The following is a 20,809-nucleotide window of genomic DNA, read 5'->3' on the forward strand; positions in this document are numbered from 1 at the left end:
TATTGCCCGGTCGCAATCGTCGCGATCGCCGCTCTATGCGGGGTTCTCCCCCTGGGAACGAAGGGGAGCCAGAGCCTCGTCGGCTTCTCGGGAACTGGAGCGATCGCCGCTACCCAAGCTAGATGAGGTGGTCATCGGCGGTGCCCCAGGGCCACCCGGCAGCAGCCGCTCGGCCAAGCCCTTAAGAACCACGTAGAGAACAGGTACCACCAGCAGGCTCAGCACCGTAGCCACCAGTAGCCCACCAAATACGGTGTAGCCCACCGACCAGCGACTGGCGCTACCGGCTCCGGTGGCAATCAGCAGCGGAAAGAACCCCACCAGCGACGAAATTGCCGTCATAATAATCGGTCGAAAGCGCTGTTCGGCAGCGGCGATCGCAGAGGGCACCAGCCCCAGCCCCTGACTGCGGGCCTGGTTAGCAAACTCCACAATCAGAATGGCGTTTTTGCTAGCCAAGCCAATCAGCATAACCAGGCCCACCTGGGCGTAGATATTGAGGTCTAGCCCGCGCAAAAACAGAAACACCAGCGCCCCCAGCACCGCCAGCGGCACCGTCAGCAGAATAATAATCGGGTCAACGTAGTTTTCGTACTGGGCCGCCAGCACCAAAAACACGACCAGCACCCCGAGCCCAAAGATAATAGTGGCCAGGCCGCCCGAGGCGATTTCTTCGCGGGCGGTGCCCTGCCAGTCTTGGGCCACCACCGGCAGGGCCGCCTGGGCATGGGCCTCACTCATGGCGGCAATCAGCTGGCCAGAGCTAGCCCCCGGTGCGGGCATGCCCTCCAGTTTGATCGCTCGCAGCAGGTTGAAGTGGTTAATAGTAGAGGGGCCGACCACTTCGCTCAGGGTGACCACCTCGCCTAGGGGCACCATGGTGCCCTGGCGCGATCGCACATAAATATTGTTGATATCAGAGGGTTCGTTGCGAGCCTCTTGCTCGGCCTGCACATAGACCCGGTAGTTACGCCCGCCGCTGGTAAAGTCATTGACGTAGCGCGATCCCAGGTAGGTACCTACCGTAGACAGCGCCTCGCTGATATCGACATCAAGCGCCTTGAGGCGATCGCGGTTAATATCTGCCTGCACCTGGGGCGAGCTGGCGGTGAACTGAGTAAACACCCCCATGGAGGCGGGCGACTGGTTAGCCAGTCCCATAATTTCGTAGGCGTTGCCCAAAAACTGGTCGATGGTCATCTGGTTGCCGCTGCGGTCTTGCAGCTGCATCTCCAGCGCCCCCGTAGGGCTAAAGCCCGGCACCGGCGGCGCGTTGAAGGCAATCACCAGCGCCTCCTGAATGCCAGACAGCGCGCCATTCACCTTAGGCAACAGCCCCGCGACGGTCGACTCAGCCGCACGCCGCTCCTCCCACGGGGCCAGGGTGGCAAAAAATACCCCTCGATTAGGCGATGGCCCGTCAAAGCCAAATCCCGACAGCATAAAGGTGCTGGTCACCTCCGGAAACTGAGAAATCAACTCGTCGGCCCGCCCCATAACCTGCTTGGTGTATTCCAGCGAGACCCCGTCAGGAGCCTGCACAATGCCCAGAAAGTAACCCTGGTCTTCTTCGGGCACAAAGCCCGTGGGCACTAAGCGCAACATGAAGAACATCAGCACTAGGCCCACGGCAAACAGCGCCAACACCCCATAACGCAGCCGAATCAGCACTCGCACCAAGCGTCGGTAGCGCTCAATTGTCCACCCCAGGAAGTCGTTAAAGCGGTCAAAGAACCGCCCTAAAAGACCGCTGCGCGGACCTGGGGGGGTTGGCCGCAGCAGCAGGGCCGACATGGCGGGCGAAAAGCTGAGGGCGTTAAACGTTGACACCACGATCGCAAAGGCAATGGTGAGGGCAAACTGCTGATAGATTTTGCCGGTGCTGCCCGGAAAGAACGCCACCGGAATAAACACCGCCATCAGCACGAGTGACGTCGCTACCACCGCCCCCGACAGCTCCTGCATGGCATCTAGGGCGGCTAAGCGAGGGCGCATGCCCTGGTCGATCTTGGCGGCGATCGCCTCCACAATCACGATCGCATCGTCTACCACCACCCCCGAGGCCAAAATGCAACCAAACAGGGTCAAGGTGTTGATAGAAAAGCCAAACACCAGCAGAAAGGCCATCGTGCCGATCAGCGACACAGGAATTGCGATCGCCGGTATGATGGTCGACCGCCAGTCCTGCAGGAAGATAAACAAAATCAGCAACACCAGGACGATCGCCGTAACCAGCGTAATCAGCACCTCCTCAAGAGATACCCGCACAAAGTCGGTAGTGTCAAACACCAGCTCAGCCCTAAACCCCGGTGGGAAGCTCGCCTGAAGCTCAGTGATGCGATCGCGCACGGCCTGAGCTACCTGCAGAGCGTTACTGCCCGGCAGCTGATACACCAGCAGACCGGCTGCCAGCTTACCGCCCGTTTTAGCATCAAAGCTGTAGTCCTGGGCACCTAGCTCAGCCCGGCCAACATCCCGCAGGCGCACCAGGTTACCGTTCGCGCCCACCTTCACCACTAAATCCTCAAACTCGCTCACCTCCTCCAGGCGGCCGGGCAGCCGCACCGTGTACTGGTAAGCTTGGCCGCTGTCCACAGGCGGTGCCCCCACTGAACCGCCGCCCACCTGCACGTTTTGCTCTTGCAGAGCAGTTACCACATCACCGGGGGTCAACGACTGGCTCGCCAGGGCGGTAGGGTCAAGCCACAGGCGCATCGCGTAACGCCCCGCCCCAAACACCTCAGCGTTACCCACACCGTTGATCTGCTTCATCTCATCGAGAATGAACAGATCGGCATAATTGCTCAGGAACAGTGCGTCGTAGCGATCGTCATCGGTAAAGAAGCGATACACCAGCAAAATGCTCGGCGACTGCGCGTTTACCGTTACCCCCAGCTGGCTCACCTCCGGCGGCAGCTGGGGCTCAGCTCGAGACACCCGGTTTTGCACATTCACCTGAGCAAAATCTTTATCCTGTCCGGGCTGAAACACAACGTTGATGCTGCTCTGGCCGGTGTTGGTACTGCTGGAGGTGATGAACTCCATCCCCTCTACGCCGTTAATCTCACGCTCCAGCACCGTGGTGACGTTATTTTCTACAGTCTCAGCGTCGGCTCCGGTGTAGTTGGCTGCCACCGAAATTTGTAGGGGCGCGATCTCGGGCAGTTGCTCAATGGGCAGCAGAGGGATAGCCACCGCCCCCACCAACACAATCAGCATGGTGCACACGGTGGTCAGCACCGGGCGACGAATAAAGTTGTCGGCAATAGAGAACAGCGCCATAGGTGAAATACCGGGGGGCTTAAGGGAGGTTAGAAGAGCTGTGATTCCTAGGGAATCGCCTCATAAATGGCGCCATGCAGACACCGAACAGTCGTTAAGCAGCAAATATTTTCGTCAGTCAGGCGAGGGCGTAGCTGAAGCCTGGGCTTCAGGGTCAATAGGCCTGCCGTCTTGCAACTGTAGAATGTTGGTCACAATGACCTCATCTCCGGCTTTTAGACCGTCAATCACCTGGTAGTTGCCTCCCTGGATTGGCCCCAGCTGCACCGGTCGCTGGGTGGCCACCCGCAGGGTTTGGCCGTCTTCCTGGGGCTGATCGGTGGCCACAAACACAAAGCTCTGCCCGGCAATGCGAGTAACTGCCACCGTGGGCACCAGCAGCGTAGCGGTTGTGCTCCAAATCAGCCGCGCCCGCACAAACTGACCATCACGCAAATTGCCCGCCTCATTAGGAAAGCGAGCCTTGACCAAAATCGATTGCCCCTCACCATCCACCTCGGGCGAGATAAAATTGACGCTTCCGGTAGCCAGGGGTTCACCCGTGTCGGGGCTAAGCAACTCTACCGGAATGCCCGTTCGCAACTGGCTGGCTCGGGTGGTCGGCACCTGAATCCGCAAAAGTAGCGCGCTGTTTTGAGTAATGGTGGCCAGGGTATCCCCGGCCTGCACATAGTCGCCGACTTTAAGTGATACATCACCCAAAAAGCCTGCCACCGGAGCCACCACCTGCTTAAAGCCAACATCTGCCTGGCTGACATCCACCTGGGCCTGGGCTTGTTGAAAGGTTGAGAGCGCTTGCTGTAGCTGAGCCTGGGCAGCTCGTACGTTTTCTGAGGCCTGACGTTGGGCAGCCTGGGCAACGTTTAACTGGTTTTGGGCATTGTCCAACTCTTGACGGCTCAGCGCCCCCGCCCCTACTAGTCGTTCGGTGCGGCCAAAGTCAACTACAGCTAGCTCGACATCGGCTTGAGCGCGGGCCAGCTCTGCCTGAGCCGCATCAACTTGGGCCTGGGCCGCATTGCGCCCAAATCCGGCTGCCTGAGCCGCCGCCTGGTTTGCCGCTACCGCAGACTGCACCTGGTTGGTGCTGAGCTGCACTACAGGCTGCCCCCTGGCAACGGCACTACCAGAATCGGCTAGCACCTGAGTGACCCGGCCCTCAACCTCTGGTTTGAGCTCAATGCGCTGCTCAGCCTCTAAAGCTCCGACAAAATCAGAGCTTTCCTCAAAGGTACCGGGCTGAAGCTCTTGCACCTGCACCTGCACCGCTGGGGGGCCTGTCATGGCGTCTGGGGCCGGTCGACTACAGGCCGCTACAGCGAGCGACAGGGTGAGGGCGGCCCCCAAAACCTGTCGCGATCGACGAGTATTCACTGGCAGCATAGGATAACTAAACTTTGAGTGCTGGTTAGACATCGGATGCCATTGCTTAATGGTAATTCAGAGAAGCTAGAGTCATAGCGTCGTCGCCGTCTGGGCTAACCAACAACGCCCGTCATCTCAAATCCGTTGAAAAATCGGTATTACTCAATTCAGCGAACGTAGCGAACCTCCATCGGTGAGATAGAGCTTTAACATGTCGAGCAGCAGACGGGCGTGGTCGCGAAACGAGCAGCTCTGCGGTTCATAGATGCGGTGCAGCAAAATGCCGTCTACTACACAGCTGAGCAAACTGACCAGTTTTGGATCATCTAGCCCTAGCAGGGCAGCTATCTGCTGCTCGCTCTCTTGCCAAACCTCATGAAACACCTCGGTTGGAACACCGCTCTCTCGGTGCTGATGCTGATAAAACTCAAGCCAAATCAGCGTTTGCTTCCTTAAAAAATCTTCGTTTTGGGCGACATACTCTAGGGCGGCCTCTACTCGGCCCAACACACACTTTTCTTGGTTCGCAACGGCGATCGCGCTTTGGATATCTCGCAGCATAGTCTTGCGTACCAGTTGCTCAAACAGCCCTTCTTTACTGAGAAAATAGTGGTAGAGCGTACCCGTCGACACCCCTAAGCACTGGGCAATTTGGCGCATGGTCAGCGCAGCGTAGCCCTTTTCAGCAAATAGGTCAAAGCATTGGTCTAATAGCTCCCTGCGGTATTGGTCATGATCCACGATCTTGGGCATACACACTCAGGCGCTGCGGCCTAACCTCTAAGCAGCTTCAAAAACCTACCCCATAACCACAAATTTTATGTTGGACGGTCGGTATAAAAACCATATCCCCTTTATTTCGTCCTGTAAACCCTTTACATCTGACAGCCTACGGGTGTCATACACTTTTGTCGGCAACCTACCAGCAGCCTTTAACTTTGACACAATACAAATCTTCGTCTTTCCCAAAATATTGGCAAATACCTAATCCGCTGTAAAGCATTTCTATGAAGGAGAACAAGCTCTTTGTCTTCAAAGAGCAGGTGTGGCGTTCCTCCGTTAATTGGTAAAGGAAAAGGAAAAGGAAAAGCAGTTCAAGTGCAAAATCTGCTAGCAAAGTTAGCATTTCACTATCAGGTCTGCTAGTCATTTTTTTCAATACTCTGATTGCGAGTCGCTTAGCTCATTCAAAGTCACCGCAACGGCCTAAGTCCCTACGACCAAGACTTGTTAGGAATAGGTATTCGTGGGTGACTAGGGCAATGCACTCGTCCTAAGGCGCTGAAACTTCGAGAATTGGTTGGAACCGAGCATGGCCATTTGCGTATCTGCGTTGTTTCAGCTATTTTCTGTCCAGAGTCAACGAAGAGCGTTAACTGCTTATGCTTGAATTCAAAGCTCCTACAATCCTAGTCGGGCGCTAATAGTAGCCAGCACCGACTGACTAAGCGAGTGGTAGTCATAGCCACCTTCGAGACCAAACAGAATTTGGTCGGTGACGCTCAGGCATTGCTGGGTGAATATGCCGTAATCCTGAGGCTGTAGGTTGATATTGGCCAATGGGTCGGCGGCGGTGGCGTCGTACCCAGCGCTAATAATAAGCAGATCGGGATGAAATTTTTTAAGAAAGGGAATTACCTTTTGCTCGAACTGCATATAGTAAACGTCGCTAGCGCCGCCAGGGAGCATAGGTATGTTCAGGACATTTTGGTGAAAGCCAGTTTCATTGCTGTGGCCAGTGCCGGGGTATGCGGGAAGTTGATGGAGAGAGCAGTAGGCGATCGCAGCATTTCCCTCCACCAAAGCTTGTGTTCCATTGCCGTGGTGTACATCCCAATCGAGGATAGCAACGCGATTAATCGCGGATTGATTTAGAGCGTAGTGGGCTGCGATCGCCGCATTGGAAAACAGACAAAAGCCCATGCCACGATCGCGAACTGCATGATGCCCTGGTGGCCGTGCCAGGACAAAGGCCGACTGCCCCGTCTCGAGCACATAATCGACCCCATCGAGCCAAGCGCTCACCGCTAGCTGCGCCACAGCATAGCTGGTTTCAGACACCACCGTATCGCCGTCGATGTGGCCGCCGCCACTGTGAGCGATCTCCCGCAGGGCTGTGACATAGCGGGGGTTGTGGAGTTGGGCGATTAAGGTATCCACATCAGCCCGCTGAGCTACTGGAGTTGGTTCGCGCCAGTCAAGATGGTCGGCCCAGGAGGCTTTCTCCAAAGCGGCCACAATCGCCGTCAACCGTCCCGCATTTTCGGGGTGAAAACTACCCGTATCGTGGGTCAAAAATGCGGACGAATAGATGACGGCAAAATCGGCGAGGGTGAGAGCGTGGTGCACTGTGAATTTAGAGAGGGTGAACTATTCGGAATTAGGGATTCAAGTAGCGCAGTGAAACAACGCTATATCAAGGTTTCCGTGCCCTTGTCTATACCATAGCGCCCGCTGATTTGAACCGGGGAATTCGTGCTAAAATATAACCTACATGAGTCCCCAAAAAACATACTGATAAGCGCTATTCAGCACCGCTCGGTGCGAGGGTCTGACTAGCGCTTTGTTGTTCGCAAATTCGGAGTTTTTGAGCCTATGGCGACCCCAGAAGAGCGCATCGTCCCTACCGATCTGCGCGTTGAAATGCAAAGCTCCTACCTGGAATACGCCATGAGCGTGATTGTGGGTCGAGCGCTGCCAGACGCCAGGGACGGGCTCAAGCCAGTGCATCGCCGCATTCTCTACGCCATGCACGAGCTGGGTTTAGCCGCCGATCGCCCTTTCCGCAAGTGCGCTCGTGTGGTGGGTGAAGTGTTGGGTAAGTATCACCCCCACGGCGACACGGCGGTTTACGACGCCCTGGTGCGCATGGCCCAAGACTTCTCTATGCGCGTGCCGCTGATCAACGGCCACGGCAACTTTGGCTCTATCGACAACGACCCCCCGGCGGCGATGCGATATACCGAGTGTCGCTTGCAATCGCTGACTAGCGACTCGCTGCTGCAAGATATTGAGTCTGACACAGTCGATTTTGCCGACAACTTCGACGGTTCCCAGCAGGAGCCGGTGGTGATGCCCTCGCGGCTGCCCCAGCTGTTGCTTAACGGCTCTTCGGGCATTGCCGTGGGCATGGCGACCAACATTCCCCCCCACAACCCCGGCGAGCTAATTGACGGTGTAATTGCGCTGATCAATAACCCTGAGATCTCCACCGGCGAGCTGATGGAGATCATCCCCGGCCCCGACTTTCCCACGGGCGGGCAGATTCTCGGCCGCAGCGGCATTCGCGACGCTTATATGACCGGGCGCGGCTCGGTCACCATGCGCGGTGTGGCCAGTATGGAAACCATTGAGCACCGGGGACGGCCCGATCGCGAAGCCATTATCATCACCGAGCTGCCCTACCAGACCAACAAGGCGGGCATGATCGAGCGCATCGCCGAAATGGTGAACGAGCGTCGCCTAGAGGGCATTTCGGATATCAGGGATGAGAGCGATCGCGACGGCATGCGCATCGTCATTGAGCTAAAGCGCGACGCCTACCCCCGGGTAGTGCTCAACAACCTCTACAAGCAGACGCCCCTGCAAAATAACTTTGGCGTCAACATGCTGGCCCTAGTCAACGGGGAACCCCAGTTGCTCGGCATCAAGCGGATGCTGGAAGTCTTCCTTGAGTTTCGCGAAGAAACCATCGTTCGTCGCACCCGGTACGAGCTGCGTCGAGCTGAAGAAAAAGACCACATTCTCCAGGGTTACCTAATTGCCCTGACGAATTTGGATGCCATCATTGCACTGATTCGTAGGGCCGCCGACACCCCCGCCGCCAAGCAAGAGCTGATGGACACCTATAGCCTGTCAGAGTTGCAGGCCGACGCCATTCTGCAAATGCAGCTGCGCCGCCTCACCGCCCTGGAAGCCGACAAAATTCAGCAGGAACACGAAGAGCTGGTCGCCAAGATCACCGATCTGCAAGACATTTTGGCCCGGCGCGAGCGCATTCTCGAAATCATCACTACTGAGCTGGGTGAGCTCAAGGCCAAGCACGACAGCCCCCGCCGCACCGTGATCGAAATGGATGATGCGGAACTCACCGACATCTCCCTGATCGCCAACGAACAGGTGGTGATTCTCGTCACTGACCAGGGCTACATCAAGCGCATGCCCGTGGCCACCTTTGAGGCCCAGAGCCGCGCCACCCGAGGCAAGGCCGGGGCCAAAATGAAGGAAGATGATGGTGTGCAGCACTTCATCACCTGCTACACCCACGACTACCTGCTGTTCTTTAGCGATCGCGGTGTCACCTACGCCCTGCGGGCCTACCAGATTGCCGAAGGTTCGCGGGCTGCACGGGGTATGCCCATCGTACAAATGCTGCCCATCCCCAAAGAAGAGGCGATTACCTCAGTGCTGGCGGTGCGCGAGTTTACCGACGAAGACTACCTGGTCATGCTCACCCAGGGCGGCTTTGTGAAGAAAACCGCCCTGTCGGCCTTTAGCAACATTCGCACCAACGGGCTGATTGCCATCTCCCTCGAAGAGGGCGACCACCTTCGGTGGGTGCGTCTGGCCCGCAACACCGACAGCATTTTGATTGGCTCGCGCCGGGGCATGACCATTCACTTTAAAGCTAATGACGACCAGCTGCGGCCCTTGGGTCGCCCCACTCGCGGCGTGCGGGCGATGTCTCTGCGCGACGGTGACGAGCTAATCAGCATGGATATTTTGCCCAGCCAGGTGGTGGAAGCAGTGGTGCAGGCCACGGAGGCAGGCAGCAACAGCGACGATGACGACGATATCGTGACTAACGGCAGTGAGGGTGGCCCCTGGGTGCTGGTTATTACTGCGTCGGGCCTAGGCAAACGGGTGCCGGTGGCCAAGTTCCGTCTGCAAAACCGGGCGGGTCTGGGCCTCATGGCAATCAAGTTCCGCAAGCGCGACGATACCCTGGCCTCGCTGCTGGTAGTGGGTGAGGGCGATGAGCTAATGCTGGTGACTAACCGGGGCATCATCATTCGCCAACGGGTGAACGATATTTCGATTCAGTCGCGCCCGGCGACCGGAGTGCGGCTACAGCGGCTTGATGCGGAGGATGCGATCGCTGCAGTGGCCGTTGTGCCCCCTGCATTACAGGAAGAACCCTTCGAAGACACGGTAGAAGCGATTGTGGAAGCGATCGAGGAGGCTACTGAGGTATCCACCGAAGCCGCTGCCCAGGAAGAGTAAACCCTGAACATTCCCCATCCTTGGTGAAGTAAGTCGTCATGGCGGATCTTGGGTTAACTCACATTGCCTTGCCCGTTGCTGACGTAGAACGAAGCATTGCGTTCTATAAGCTCATGCAATGATGGAGGTGCTCCACCGCCGGATGAACCAGGTGACAGGGGTTAACGTCGTGTAGCTGGCTGACTAAACGCGCTCTTTTCGCTCGTGCTGATTGGCATGACAATGTGCAGCCGCTGTTAATTCCCTGGCCCACTTGGGGGGCGGCTGTAAAACCCGCGAGGCGGTGGATCGCTGTGTGACAACGCCTCGCCACGTTAAAATCAACGATATGTGAATGGGCTTCACTTAAGAAATTGGCTTTTAGGAGGTTTTCGGTAGCCATTCGCTGGCATCGTAGCAGTCACAAATCGCTAATCAGAGACTGCGATCGCTCATTGCCAATAACGTCAAACCCTTTGCCCCTGCTAGAACATGAACTAACCGCCAGACAGCATGAGGGTGCGATCGCTAATCGCCTTCAGATTGCGGCTCAAGTCATTGCGAATGTGCCGCTCAATCAGCGCCACTGGCATCGCTCGAGGAGGCCGAATCACCAGGTCATAGCCCAGGCAAACCACCTCGCTAGCGGCATTCTTCACCGGCTCTAGGGTCCACTTCCCCTCAAACTGGCGGAAGTCACCCTCTACCATCGAGAAGCGTAGTTCTTTAGGGAAAGCCTCAACCATATCTAGCACCACGCGGGCGCAAAACTTGATGTTGAGAAAGCACTGAGAGCCAATTTGCTCCAATCGAATGCCGCCGTTGGGATGACTCAGCCGCTGACTATGGGAAAGATTGGGGATAAAGCTCGACAGGTTGTTGTAGTCCGTCAGCACCTGCCAAACCTGCTCGGCTGTGGCTGGAATCTGGGTTGAGGCCAAAATACGGCGCTGCTGCCCCTCTAGCTTTTCGGTGTGGATGCTGACACCGGCTACTTGAGCAGAAACCTCAGCGTCTAGAAGCGCCGATTCAAAGTTAGTGTCAGGGGTTAGTGCAGTCATGGGTTAAAACCAGCCGTTAACGGTGTAGTTTGGCCAAGCCACCACGCCTGTGCCCAGAATACCAGCAAATTTTGCTGGCATGGTGTTGCCCCGATGAATTGTGGCCCTATGAACTGTGTAGCAATTTGTCATGGCATTCAAACTCAAGGGTAAAACAGGTCTGCCAGAGTTGAGAATCGATCGGCTGGCTCGACACCTTTATAGTGCCCCCCAACTGCTCCACTAGCCCACGGGCCAAGGCGAGGCCGGTACCGGTGCCAGCAATGCCGTCTTTGGTAGCATTGGAGCCCCGTCGGAACTTGTCAAAAATGTGGGGCAAGTCGCCGGCCTCAATGGCTGTCCCCAGATTACTGACTTGCAGGGTGACCCGCCCATTCTGGGCCTGATTGTCTGCTAGGGCAAAGGTCACAACCGTTTGGGGGGTTGAGTACTTGCGGGCGTTGCCTATCAGCTCTTTTAGCACTTTGGTTAGCCGCTCTGGATCGGTGGCTAGCAATACTGGCTTAGACGGTAGCTGTAGGGCCAGTGTTAGCTGAGCCTGGTCAAATTGTTCCTGAGATTGTTTGGCCATGTCAGTGAGCAGCTGGCCTAAATCTGTGGATTGGCGAACTTCTGCTGGAGCCTTAGACTCCAGAGTTTGCAGCATCAGCAGGTCGTTCACCAGGTTAATTTCGCGGGTGCACTGCTGTTCCAAAATATCCAAATACATAGCCGATCGCTCGGGGGTAAGATCGGGGCGGCGCAGCATGCGAATGGCCAGCATCATGCTGGTAAGGGGGGTGCGTAGCTCGTGGTTGAGGGTGCTGAGAAAGTCTTCTTTAAGGTAGTTGAGGTAGCGCAGCTGTTCGGTGTTGCGCTGGGCTTGCCCCTGGAGGTAGTGCTGGTGAAAGGCGATCGCGCCTAAGCTAGCCAAATTAGCCTGGGCGGAAGGCTCCACGCTTAGCCCCCCAACTCCCAGCAGTAGCATCGCTCCCTGAAACCCTGCCCCGTCTACAGCAATAGCGGTGCAGTGCACAATAGTGCGTAACCAGGCAGGTGTCTCTGCTTCATTCCGCAACAGCCCTGCTAGCCCCTTCTGCCAAGACAACCGAGCCTTGCCTGCCGCTTGGTCAATGGTTTGCTGAATGAGTTCTAAGGCTACGTGGCGCTGCCGATCTAGAGTCGAGCCGCTTTTGACGTCACCAAGTTGGTAGCTAGCAGTAGCTTCCCCTTGTCGCCAACAGGTATAGCTCAACCCGTGGTCAGGATAGCGGCAGAGCAGCAAGCAAGCCCCTGCTCCCAAGTGGGTGCCCAGCACCTCCGCCAAAGACGGCAAAATGTCAGGCTCGTTGAGTGTAGCAGCCAGAGCGTGAACCAGAGGCCAGGTTTCGCGCCCTTCACAAAGATTGGCGGAGGTAGAGGCTAGCCCTTCAGGAGGGCGAGCTTGGAACAAAACCGTCGGATTTTCCGAAGCCATGGGCAACCATCCAGCGAAGTATTCCTGACCTCCTGAGCCGGGGGTGGGTCTGGGCTAGCCCAACCTCACCTTCGACTACCTCTAGCCTATCTACTAACCTGCAAGGCAGTATCCGTGAATACGCCAATTTTTTGATCGCCTTCGCTCCGTAAAATCCGCAATCTCCGCCGCGACGGCCGAAGCCTGGTGTTTGACCATCGCAGGGTTCAGCTTTACGGCTTTTTCCTAGGCCGATGACGCTGCCTCTACACTAATTGTCAGCAGGACATTAGTATTAATGAAGTCAGCACTGGGGATGGCTAAACTTTCGCTACCCTGGCAAAAATTCCTTTCCTAGCGGGTTCCTATGGCACGGTCAAAGCAACCTTCGGCTTCTCCAGTAATTGGCACGGTTAAGGGGCCTGGCGAAAACGGCAACCAGTACGTGTTCATTACCGCCGACAACCGTCAGGTCAAAATCGGCGAGTTTGTCTACTACACCGTCGATCTAACGGATATTCCCAGCGCCCAAATTCTAGGCAAAATCTCCGATCGCCGCCTCATTGACCACCTGCCCGATCGCATCTTTGCCGATCCAGATATTAATCCTGAGGCGATCGCGGCATTGGTCGGCTTCACCCATCCCAACCCTGAAATCTACGAAGTCACTGTTGACGTGGTGGGCCACTTTCACCCCGCATTGGGGTTTATGAACCCTCGCATCGCCCCCGACCCCGGCGCTAAGGTCTGCCTAGCTGACGACGAAAGCCTGCGCCAGATTATCAACAAAAAGCAGCCCCAGGATGTGGGGTCTGCCCATATCGGCTCCCTGCTGCTGCGCCCCGGCGGGCGGGTACCTGTGGCGCTAGACGTGAAAGAGCTGGTGAGCACCCACATGGCAATCTTGGCAGGCACTGGCTCCGGCAAAAGCTACACGGCGGGCGTACTGATCGAAGAATTGCTCAGCCCCTATAACCGGGCAGCGGTGCTGATCTTTGACCCCCACGGCGAGTACGGCACCCTAGCTGACATGCGCGGCCATCCCAGCTTTGCCAGCGACGATGGCTACAGCCCAGAGGTCAAACTGCTCACTCCCGACGACATTCGTATTCGCATGTCGTCCCTTGACTACTACGACATTCTCACCCTACTGCCCGATATGAGCGATCGCCAGCAGGCAATTCTCAACAAGGCCTTTAGCCTGATCGGCAAGCACAAATTTGGCGAACACCGCTGGGATGTGCAGGATCTGATCTCGGCCTGCTACGAGTCCGATCGCACGACCGACGACGAAGGCAACGAGAAAACCGGCTCCTCGGCCCCGGCCCTAGAGTGGAAGCTGGGTAAATTGGAGCGATCGGACTACTTTCACCGCATGGAGCACCTGGCCCCGAAGGATCTGTTCGCCCCCGGCCAAGTTACCGTGCTGCAAATGAACGAGATCAGCCAGGAAGAGCAGCAGGTGATCTGCGCCGCCGTACTGCGTCAGAGCTACCAGGCCCGCATCAACACCGCCAAAGACAAAATCGCTGCCGATGACGAAAACTACCTACCCTACCCAGTGTTCATTTTGATCGAAGAGGCCCACCGCTTTGCCCCGGCCAATGAGCCGGCCCGCTGCAAGCAGGTGCTGCGGACTATCCTCAGTGAGGGCCGCAAGTTTGGCATGGGGGTGGGGCTGATTACCCAGCGTCCTGGCAAGCTCGACTCCGACGTGCTGAGCCAATGCATGAGCCAGTTCCTCATGCGCATCGTCAACCCGGTGGATCAGGACAGCCTCAAGTATGGAGTCGAAGCTGCTGGGCGCGACTTACTCAAAGAACTGCCCTCGCTCACCAAAGGTCAGGTGATCGTCTCGGGTGCCTGCGTCAATACTCCCGTACTCTGCCAGGTACGTAAGCGATTGACCAAGCACGGCGGAGAAACTATGAATGCCCCGGAAGCTTGGCTCAGCCACTTTCAAGGTCACCGTCAGCAGGCCCGCCAGCTAGAAAAAGCTGCTCCTGCTAGCACTGGTAAAAAGGCCGAAACCTTTAGCGGTGTGAGTATTGAGTAACATCAGTCGGCAAGCTAGGCGCTAAGCAAACGCTGAGGTGGCTGATTGAATTAATCCCGGCCGCTGAGGGCGCGGGCAGTTTCACGAGATTCTTGCTTGCGCTTGAGGCTTTCACGCTTGTCGTGGAGTTTTTTGCCCTTGGCTAAGGCAATAGTGGCTTTCACCCAGCCCCGCTGAAGATAGAGCTTAAGCGGCACCAGAGTAAGCCCCTTCTGCTCAACTTTGCCGATCAGCTTGCGAATTTCATCACGGTGCAGCAGCAGCTTGCGGGTGCGCTTGGCCTCGTGGTTGTAGGCCTTATTCGTCATGGTATGGGGTGAAATGTGTACATTGTGCAACCACAATTCCCCATCTTTGATGAGGGCATAGCCATCGCGCAAGTTGACCTTACCCTGGCGAATCGACTTCACCTCTGAACCCATCAGTTCTAGCCCGGCCTCGTAGGTTTCGAGAATTTCGTACTCATGTCGAGCTTGGCGGTTGTCACTGACAATTTTGTATCCATCACTTGAATCGGCCACCGTGTGTCCTCCTATTCCACCACCACCCGCCATTCATGCAGTTCATACTCGACACAGTGATGCTGAATCAACGGGTCGGCGGCCACAATGACGCGGGCTTCATCGATAGAATTAGCCCGGAATAACAGCATACCACCCCCATATTCAGCCCAGTAGCCACTCTTAGCAGCATGACCTTGGGCAATGAGATCTTTGACGTAGGCCACATGAGCCGGTACATGTTGGTCAAAAATGGCTTTGTTAACGACACCTTTTTCGATTTTAACGAACCAGGGCATAGCGGGACAGCGCAGAAAGTTTGTCTTACAGCTGACCTAGGGTAGATCGACCTGAAGATCGTCTTCGCTACCCAGGTGGATGGTTTTCACCCAGCGCAGTCGCTTGGGCCGCACCGACAGGCGCATTGCCATGGTACCGATAACCAGCAGCCAGTGCAGCATGTACAGATTACCCCACAGGGTCTGTAAACCACTCACCCAAATGGGCTGTTGCCGAATACGCCGCAAACCGCAAAACATACCTACCATAGACAGCGTCAGCGCCAGGCTGGATACAGGCAAAAACAGCGGCAGGCGGTGGCGCAACATGGCCATGGCAAAGTCAGGCAGAGCCACTGTCGGCAGGCCATACTGAATCATCCAAAAGGCAGCCATGTCAAAGGTTTTTGCCGGAGGTAAGCGGTGCTGAGCAATCAGCCGCCAGTAGTCTAGGTAGCGCTGGTAGCCTCCTTCAGCCCAGCGGTTGCGCTGGTGCCACAAGGCTAAGGGGCGCTCAACTCCCTCTTCGCCCACGGCGGGGTGTAGCAAAAACTGAATCTCCCAACCACTAAAGTGCAGGCGCAGGGTGAGATCGAGGTCGTCGGTGATGGTTTCTTCGTTCCAGCCGCCGCACCGGGCTAGGGCAGCCCGCCGCACAAACTGGCCGTTGCCTCGCAGTTCGCCAATGCCGCCGAGGCTAATGCGCTGCTGCTGAAAGTAGCTATCAAGGGCCATTTCGGCCTGCTGACCACGGGTCCAAAGATTTTTGGCTCGGTTGACCACAGCTTTTTGCAGCTGCACAGCACCAACCTCAGCTTGGTCAAACAAGGGCACGAGGTGGCGCAGTAGATCTTTGGGCACACGGGCATCGGCATCGAATACGCCAATGATGTCGCCTTTGGTATGAGGCCATACCTGGTTAAGCGCCCCTGACTTCCCCCCGCTGGATCCGGCGGGCCGACGCATTACCCGCAGTTGGGGATAACGGGTGGTGAGTTTTTGCAACCGCTGATGGGTGCCATCGGTGCTGTTGTCGTCGATGATCCAGACCTCGTATCGGCAGGCGGGATAGTCTAGCTGACAGAGGGCTGCAACCAAGGGTTCTATTACTGTTTCTTCGTTTTTAGCGGCCACCAGGAGCGAGACGTAGGGCCAAGTGTCCCAAGGAGAGCCTGCGATCGCCAAAGTTCGACCTTCAACCATCGCTTCATTAAGAGCCTCTTGGGTTACAGAAGATAGCGGTGGTGGCGACAGCAACGGCCGACCCAACAAAATTCGCAGAGCGTGGGTGGTGAGAATGGCCGTTAACCCCAGCACAACCCAACTGCCCCAAGAAACTAGGTGCAGCACAACGGTAAGACTCCACAGCACACTTAAGGTTAGGGCCGCCTTAGAACGACGACCGGCAAATCCCGGAAAATCTTCGATCTCCAACTCTTTGAGCGGAGTGTAGAAGCGCCTAGGGGAAAAGCGTCCGGGAAAATCAACCATGAACTCAGTTGGGGATCACAACAAAAACGACGATGGCCAGACCATGACACAGATCAGCACCTCATGCCAGCATGGCTTCGGCCTAGGTCTATCATCCTCGATTTTGTGGAAAATTTTAGTGATACCCCTAATACCATCCTGGGGAATGCTAGCTCTAGGTCGCGTCATCATCGGCAACCCGGCGAGGCAGGTATCCAGTATCCTAAGCATCTAACCTCGATGACCGTCCGAAAATTCGTTTGTTGAAACTTGACCTAAGGCCAGACCCATGAGTTTGACGTTTGAGGCAATTCAGCCCGCAGGCAAGCAGGATATCAGCGTTTACATGCCCTACTATCAGGGCAATAAGCGAAACGCGCTGCCTTACGCCATTTCTCTTTATAAGCAGGGCAATCTGGAGGGAGAGCGGCAAATTGAGGGCAGCAATAGCATTGCCTTTGTAGCCACCTGGAATGTGTCTGTGCTACCGGCAGACTTGACCCGCTGTCGCATGCAGTTTGAGGGTGACAACGATCTCAGCTACGAGATTACAATGGCGACCTTTGAGTTTGTGGATTTTTTATTTGACGTGATCGTAGCGCTGCGCCAGAAGCGCCCGGCAGATTTTTCCCAAGGGTTTTATCGCAAGCTGTTGCGCTTGGATGAGTAGGACAACCGCAAGGCTAGCGCGGCTCTAAGAGTCGGTTGAGCGGAGTGGTTATGAGATACCTGACGCTGACATCCGTATAAGGTGGCAGAATGGGGGAGGTGCTGTGCCCACTGACCTGTTTGACCAGATTGCTTTGTAGCGTCGAGGTCAGGGAGCAGTGCATTACCCCCATGGAGGACTTGTGGCGTGCCCAGTTCAGCGAAGCGTTTGGTGATTGGTTCAACCGAGTCGTACAGCGGCAAATCGGCAATTTTACTGGGTGTGGGACTCCAGCTTCAGGTGTTGGGTATGGACATTGGGTTTGGTAAACCCATGGGCAACTCGATCAACGGAGATGGGAAAGACCCGGATCTAGACTTCATTGTCGATACGTTAAAGCTGCCAGCGGCGCGATTTTACCCACCGGCGATCTCATTGACCGAAGCTACTGTGGCCGATCGCCTAGTGCTTGACGGTCAGCCTCCAGCTAGCTACAGCTTGCTGAAGTACGCCGAACAGCGGGGCGAAGATTTATTGCTGCTTGAAGGGCCTGGCAATCTAACTGAGGGCACGCTACTAAACCTGTCTGTGGCCCATATCGCTGGCGATATTGACGCAGCGGTGCTGCTGGTGACGCGCTACGATTCGCTGCTGCTGGTCGATCGCCTACTGGCTGCCAAGGCCCAGCTGGGCTCGCGCCTGATCGGAGTAATTATCAACGATGTGCCTACGGATGCGGCCGAGGCCTGCGCTGAACTAATTCGTCCTTTTTTGGAGAATCAGGAAATTCCAGTGCTGGCGGTGCTGCCGCGATCGCCCATCATGCGCAGCATTACTGTGCGCGAAATTGTCGCTCGGCTTAATGCTGAGGTGCTGTGCTGCTCCAACCGCCTTGACCTGATGGTAGAAACCCTCACTATTGGGGCCATGAACGTGAACTCAGCCCTGCGGTACTTTCGCAAAGCCACCAACATGGCGGTGGTGACGGGGGGCGATCGCACCGACATCCAGTTTGCGGCGTTGGAAACCTCTACCCAGTGTTTAGTGCTAACTGGCCAAATTCCTCCTTCCCAAGAGATTTTAGAGCGTGCTTCGGATCTAGAAGTGCCGATTGTCTCCGTTGACTCTGACACCCTGTCTACCGTGGAGCGCATCGACGAGCTGTTCGGCCAAGTGCGCCTGCATGAGCCCATTAAGGTACGGTGCATTCAGGAGTTGGTAGCTACCCACTTTGACCTAGACCGTCTGCTGCACTTGCTCGATCTCAAACTGCCAGTTTCGGCTACCTGAGATTCGCTGACCTAGAGACAGGGTGTAGCCTAGCCCGTTTGGTCTGATACAATGAAGCGCGTTATTCTCGCATTCGGTGCAGCCTTTGAGTCAGTCCATGGAAGCGTCGCTCGAATCCGCTAAAGTCGACACGTTTTTACAGGAACTTGCGGCCATTCAACAGTCGGGTTCCAAGCGGGTGGCTATTTTGGGGTCGCGCCACGTGCCGATTACCCACCAGCAACTCATTGAGCTAATGACTTATGCGCTGGCCCTCGGGGGAAATCGCATCATTACCTCGGGGGCAACTGGCACCAACTCTGCCGCCATTAAGGGGGCGATGCAGGCCGATCCCAACCTGCTCACCGTAATTTTGCCCCAGAGCCTCGCCCGTCAGCCGCGCGAGTCGCGCGAGCAGCTAGAGCAGGTCATGCACTTGGTCGAGAACCCGGCCAACGACGCCATGGCTTTGGCCGAGGCGAGCGCGCTGTGCAATCAGGAGATCATTTCTCGCTGTCAACAGCTGGTCTGCTTTGCCTTTCATGACAGCCATACCCTGCTGAAAACCTGCCAGGATGCGGAAGACCAGCGCAAGATTGTGACGCTGTTTTACTTCGACTAGCGATTCTCGGGAAGTTAGAATTGACAGGTTTAGAGCATCCCAGCGTTCTAACTTGCCAACCTGCTAATGTCCCATCTGTTGACCCCACAGCAAAAACTTAGCGAGGATAGTAATTCATGGCATCTTTGATAGCTATGCCAGGGTTTTTGCTGGTTAGCATTGGGCTGGCGGCGCTGCTGGTTTATCTGCCCTTTTTTGTCGTAGGCTATGGGCGATTTGCGGTGGGCTATGACCAGGCCGCCCCTCGGGCCATGTTGTCCCAACTGCCACCCTACGCGCAGCGGGCTACCTGGGCCCATGAAAATGCCTTTGAGTCGATGATTTTATTTGCCCCAGCGGCGCTAATGGCCTATGTTACCCAACAGCAGTCAGGGCTGGCGTTGGGAGCTGCGATCGCCTATCTGATCGCCCGCACCCTGTATCCGGTGGCGTATATTTTGAATGTGCCGATTGGGCGATCGCTGATGTTTGGCGTCGCCAACCTGAGCACCTTCACCCTCTATGTCTTGAGCTGTCGGTCGGCCTTGATGTAGTCTGTTGGTGCGCAGATACTCAACGGTACCCATGGCTTCTAGCTTTTCCTTTGATATCGTCAGCGATTTCGACCGCCAGGAACTGGTCAACGCCCTCGACCAGACCCGGCGGGATGTAATTAGCCGTTACGACCTGAAAGACACCAAAACCACCATTGACCTGGCGGACAGCACCATTACCATCGAAACCGCCAGCGACATGACCCTGGATGCGGTCAAAGATTTGTTGTATCAGAAAGCAGCCAAGCGTAATCTTTCCCTCAAGATCTTTGAGTTCGGTGATGTGGAAGCGGCCAGCGGCACCCGCGTACGCCAGACCATCACCCTCAAAAAGGGCATCGAGCAGGAGATGGGTAAGCAAATTACCAAGCTGATCCGCGACAACCTCAAAAAGGTGACCGCCGCGATTCAAGGGGACGCGGTGCGGGTAACTGGCAAGTCTAAGGATGACCTACAACAGGCTATGCAGCTGGTGAAGCAGGAAGACTGGCCCGTGGCGGTGCAGTTTACCAACTATCGGTAGGAACCATTGGTAGGGCGATCGCCCCTTCCTGCCAGGGCACTCTAGAGAATGCTGCCTTGGGAACCTTCTGCCATGACCGCCGAACTTACCAAGACCGAACTGGGGACCCTGGGCGAAACCCTGGTGGCCAACTGGCTAACAACCCAAGGCTGGCGACAGTGCGATCGCCAGTGGCACTGCCGCTGGGGCGAGCTCGATCTGGTGATGGCCCAGGGAGCCGCTAACGCCAGCGGCCAGCTTGCCTTTGTCGAAGTCAAAACTCGCAGTCAGGGCAACTGGGATGCCTACGGCCTGATGGCGATTACCCGTAGCAAGCAGACCAAGCTATGGAAAGCCGCCCAGCTCTACTTGCTCAAACATCCCCAGTGGGACGAGGCCACATGCCGATTTGACGTAGCCCTAGTAGCTTGCCGGAGCGGTCAGCAACCACCAGCCAACCCCGCTAAACACCTGTCTGTGGATAATGCCCGCTATCTGGTGCTGCAAGACTATATCGAATATGCGTTTGATGGGCCTGATCGCTGAGAACCTCGAGGTCAAACAACTGCGGCCTCAACAAAGGCA

At 56.2% G+C, this 20,809-nt stretch carries 17 protein-coding genes; 8 read left to right on the forward strand and 9 right to left on the reverse strand.

Going from position 1 to position 20,809, the window contains the following annotated elements; all coding sequences use genetic code 11:
* Positions 1-33: 33 nt before the first annotated feature.
* The 4 genes from H6F57_RS04645 to H6F57_RS04660 all read right to left on the reverse strand — a co-directional run bounded on the left by H6F57_RS04645 (position 34) and on the right by H6F57_RS04660 (position 6,996).
* Positions 34-3,282: an efflux RND transporter permease subunit gene (locus H6F57_RS04645; RefSeq protein ID WP_190626494.1), complete on the reverse strand. Its 3,249-nt coding sequence runs from the start codon at positions 3,280-3,282 to the stop codon at positions 34-36.
* A gap of 114 nt (positions 3,283-3,396) precedes the next feature.
* Positions 3,397-4,665, reverse strand: coding sequence for an efflux RND transporter periplasmic adaptor subunit (locus H6F57_RS04650; RefSeq protein WP_190626496.1), 1,269 nt, complete (start codon positions 4,663-4,665; stop codon positions 3,397-3,399).
* Positions 4,666-4,809: 144 nt separating this feature from the next.
* Positions 4,810-5,400 carry a TetR/AcrR family transcriptional regulator gene (locus tag H6F57_RS04655; RefSeq protein ID WP_190626507.1) on the reverse strand — a complete coding sequence of 197 codons (591 nt, stop codon included), beginning with the start codon at positions 5,398-5,400 and terminating at the stop codon, positions 4,810-4,812.
* A 648-nt stretch (positions 5,401-6,048) separates the two neighbouring features.
* Positions 6,049-6,996: a histone deacetylase gene (locus H6F57_RS04660; RefSeq protein ID WP_190626509.1), complete on the reverse strand. Its 948-nt coding sequence runs from the start codon at positions 6,994-6,996 to the stop codon at positions 6,049-6,051.
* Positions 6,997-7,242: 246 nt separating this feature from the next.
* On the opposite strand from H6F57_RS04660, the gene gyrA reads away from it, so the two are divergent.
* Positions 7,243-9,870 (forward strand): DNA gyrase subunit A, encoded by a 2,628-nt coding sequence (gene gyrA, locus H6F57_RS04665; protein ID WP_190626511.1) that lies wholly within the window; start codon positions 7,243-7,245, stop codon positions 9,868-9,870.
* A gap of 476 nt (positions 9,871-10,346) precedes the next feature.
* Here the strand turns inward: gyrA and H6F57_RS04670 are convergent, their stop codons facing one another.
* Both H6F57_RS04670 and H6F57_RS04675 read right to left on the reverse strand, forming a co-directional pair.
* Entirely contained in the window at positions 10,347-10,910 is a 564-nt protein-coding gene (locus H6F57_RS04670) for an SRPBCC family protein (protein WP_190626513.1), read from the reverse strand.
* A 106-nt stretch (positions 10,911-11,016) separates the two neighbouring features.
* A complete protein-coding gene (locus H6F57_RS04675) occupies positions 11,017-12,366 on the reverse strand; it encodes a HAMP domain-containing sensor histidine kinase (protein WP_190626515.1) in 1,350 nt (449 codons plus the stop codon).
* A gap of 346 nt (positions 12,367-12,712) precedes the next feature.
* Here H6F57_RS04675 and H6F57_RS04680 point away from each other — a divergent pair, with 346 nt between their 5' ends.
* Positions 12,713-14,401 carry a DUF87 domain-containing protein gene (locus tag H6F57_RS04680; RefSeq protein WP_190626525.1) on the forward strand — a complete coding sequence of 563 codons (1,689 nt, stop codon included), beginning with the start codon at positions 12,713-12,715 and terminating at the stop codon, positions 14,399-14,401.
* 50 nt (positions 14,402-14,451) lie between these two features.
* Here the strand turns inward: H6F57_RS04680 and smpB are convergent, their stop codons facing one another.
* Genes smpB through H6F57_RS04695 form a run of 3 tightly spaced genes read right to left on the reverse strand, consistent with a single transcriptional unit; the run spans position 14,452 to position 16,670 of the window.
* Positions 14,452-14,922, reverse strand: a complete 471-nt coding sequence (gene smpB / locus H6F57_RS04685) for an SsrA-binding protein SmpB (RefSeq protein ID WP_073606786.1) — start codon at positions 14,920-14,922, stop codon at positions 14,452-14,454.
* A gap of 11 nt (positions 14,923-14,933) precedes the next feature.
* A complete protein-coding gene (locus tag H6F57_RS04690) occupies positions 14,934-15,200 on the reverse strand; it encodes a YciI family protein (protein ID WP_073606785.1) in 267 nt (88 codons plus the stop codon).
* Positions 15,201-15,236: 36 nt separating this feature from the next.
* Complete coding sequence (locus H6F57_RS04695; RefSeq protein WP_190626527.1) at positions 15,237-16,670, reverse strand: glycosyltransferase family 2 protein; 1,434 nt, start codon at positions 16,668-16,670, stop codon at positions 15,237-15,239.
* A 274-nt stretch (positions 16,671-16,944) separates the two neighbouring features.
* Here H6F57_RS04695 and ebsA point away from each other — a divergent pair, with 274 nt between their 5' ends.
* The 6 genes from ebsA (at position 16,945) to H6F57_RS04725 (ending at position 20,770) form a co-directional block, all read left to right on the forward strand.
* On the forward strand, positions 16,945-17,319 hold the full coding sequence (gene ebsA, locus H6F57_RS04700; RefSeq protein ID WP_190626571.1) for a type IV pilus biogenesis protein EbsA: 375 nt from the start codon (positions 16,945-16,947) through the stop codon (positions 17,317-17,319).
* 186 nt (positions 17,320-17,505) lie between these two features.
* A complete protein-coding gene (locus H6F57_RS04705) occupies positions 17,506-18,588 on the forward strand; it encodes a DRTGG domain-containing protein (protein WP_190626529.1) in 1,083 nt (360 codons plus the stop codon).
* 97 nt (positions 18,589-18,685) lie between these two features.
* Positions 18,686-19,189, forward strand: coding sequence for a DNA recombination-mediator protein A (locus H6F57_RS04710; protein ID WP_190626573.1), 504 nt, complete (start codon positions 18,686-18,688; stop codon positions 19,187-19,189).
* Positions 19,190-19,305: 116 nt separating this feature from the next.
* Complete coding sequence (locus tag H6F57_RS04715) at positions 19,306-19,722, forward strand: MAPEG family protein (protein WP_242024854.1); 417 nt, start codon at positions 19,306-19,308, stop codon at positions 19,720-19,722.
* A 31-nt stretch (positions 19,723-19,753) separates the two neighbouring features.
* Positions 19,754-20,245 (forward strand): YajQ family cyclic di-GMP-binding protein, encoded by a 492-nt coding sequence (locus H6F57_RS04720; RefSeq protein ID WP_190626531.1) that lies wholly within the window; start codon positions 19,754-19,756, stop codon positions 20,243-20,245.
* A 72-nt stretch (positions 20,246-20,317) separates the two neighbouring features.
* Entirely contained in the window at positions 20,318-20,770 is a 453-nt protein-coding gene (locus H6F57_RS04725) for a YraN family protein (protein ID WP_190626533.1), read from the forward strand.
* The last annotated feature ends 39 nt before the right edge of the window (positions 20,771-20,809 follow it).

Origin of the sequence: Leptolyngbya sp. FACHB-60 (assembly GCF_014695775.1) — a bacterium.
Taxonomy (GTDB): domain Bacteria; phylum Cyanobacteriota; class Cyanobacteriia; order Phormidesmidales; family Phormidesmidaceae; genus Nodosilinea.

Coding starts and splice junctions, on each gene's coding strand:
- H6F57_RS04680 (WP_190626525.1), top strand. CDS start 12,713: ATGGCACGGTCAAAGCAACCTTCGGCTTCTCCAGTAATTGGCACGGTT.
- gyrA (WP_190626511.1), top strand. CDS start 7,243: ATGGCGACCCCAGAAGAGCGCATCGTCCCTACCGATCTGCGCGTTGAA.
- H6F57_RS04715 (WP_242024854.1), top strand. CDS start 19,306: ATGGCATCTTTGATAGCTATGCCAGGGTTTTTGCTGGTTAGCATTGGG.
- H6F57_RS04670 (WP_190626513.1), bottom strand. CDS start 10,910: ATGACTGCACTAACCCCTGACACTAACTTTGAATCGGCGCTTCTAGAC.
- H6F57_RS04645 (WP_190626494.1), bottom strand. CDS start 3,282: ATGGCGCTGTTCTCTATTGCCGACAACTTTATTCGTCGCCCGGTGCTG.
- H6F57_RS04690 (WP_073606785.1), bottom strand. CDS start 15,200: ATGCCCTGGTTCGTTAAAATCGAAAAAGGTGTCGTTAACAAAGCCATT.
- H6F57_RS04655 (WP_190626507.1), bottom strand. CDS start 5,400: ATGCCCAAGATCGTGGATCATGACCAATACCGCAGGGAGCTATTAGAC.
- H6F57_RS04725 (WP_190626533.1), top strand. CDS start 20,318: ATGACCGCCGAACTTACCAAGACCGAACTGGGGACCCTGGGCGAAACC.
- H6F57_RS04650 (WP_190626496.1), bottom strand. CDS start 4,665: ATGCTGCCAGTGAATACTCGTCGATCGCGACAGGTTTTGGGGGCCGCC.
- H6F57_RS04675 (WP_190626515.1), bottom strand. CDS start 12,366: ATGGCTTCGGAAAATCCGACGGTTTTGTTCCAAGCTCGCCCTCCTGAA.
- H6F57_RS04720 (WP_190626531.1), top strand. CDS start 19,754: ATGGCTTCTAGCTTTTCCTTTGATATCGTCAGCGATTTCGACCGCCAG.
- H6F57_RS04695 (WP_190626527.1), bottom strand. CDS start 16,670: ATGGTTGATTTTCCCGGACGCTTTTCCCCTAGGCGCTTCTACACTCCG.
- H6F57_RS04710 (WP_190626573.1), top strand. CDS start 18,686: ATGGAAGCGTCGCTCGAATCCGCTAAAGTCGACACGTTTTTACAGGAA.